Raw genomic sequence first — 837 nt, 5'->3', positions numbered from 1 at the left:
CTAAGAGGTCGTCTCATTTGGCGAGTCGGCGGTAGCAGATCAAGGTGCACGCGATCGCGGCGAAGGCGAGGAAGTGTTCTGCCTTGCGTTCGTAGCGGCGGTGGAGTCGGCGGCAGCCGGCAAGCCAGGCGACGGTGCGTTCGATGGTCCAGCGGTGTAGGCCGAGGCGGTTCGATGCCTCGACGCCTTTGCGGGCGATGCGGGGTGTGATGTTCCTGCCGCGTAGCCACCTCCGCAGGTGGTCGTAGTCGTACCCCTTGTCGCCGTGCAGTTTGGCGGGGCGCCGCCGGCGAGGGCCGCGGCGGGAGCGGATCGGCGGGATGCCCCGGACCAGCGGCTGCAGGGCCATGCTGTCGTGGGTGTTCGCACCGGAGATGCCGACCGAGATGGGCAGTCCTGTGCGTTCGGTGATCAAGTGGATCTTCGATCCTTTCTTGCCCCGATCCACAGGATTCGGACCTGTCAGGTCCCCCCTTTCAGGGCCCGCATGTTCACCGAGTCGATCGCGCATCGCGACCAGTCCAGGTTGCCGCGCGAGCCAAGCTCGTCCAGGACCAAGCGGTGCAGCTTGGCCCACACCCGGGCCTTGGTCCACTCGGTGAAGCGGCGGTGCGCGGTCGGCCCGGACGGCCCGAAGACCGGCGGGAGCTGCCGCCACGTGCAGCCGGTGGTGGCCACGAACACGATCGCAGCCAGCACCTCACGATCTCCGTGACGCCGCCGGCCACCACCCTGAGGGCGTGTCGGCGCGCGCGGCACAACCCGCTGGAACAGTTCCCACAACTCGTCCGGCACCATCCGCTCGACCATCAGCACGGCAGCAGATTACCTAGACAG

The 837-nt window shown here is 67.9% G+C and carries 1 protein-coding gene; it reads right to left on the bottom strand.

The window, feature by feature from the left end; genetic code table 11:
* Window positions 1-13 precede the first annotated feature (13 nt).
* Window positions 14-810 (bottom strand): IS5 family transposase gene (locus IO29_RS38270; RefSeq protein WP_106969955.1). Its coding sequence is split into 2 segments (ribosomal slippage): window positions 14-472 and window positions 475-810, totalling 795 coding nucleotides; the frame shifts between segments, so codons are not numbered across the junction.
* Between the last annotated feature and the right edge of the window lie 27 nt (window positions 811-837).

Origin of the sequence: Streptomyces sp. NRRL F-6676, from assembly GCF_000725625.1 — a bacterium.
Classification (GTDB): domain Bacteria; phylum Actinomycetota; class Actinomycetes; order Streptomycetales; family Streptomycetaceae; genus Streptomyces.
Note: the sequence above shows the minus strand (reverse complement) of the source record. Positions and strands in the feature narration are given on the sequence as shown.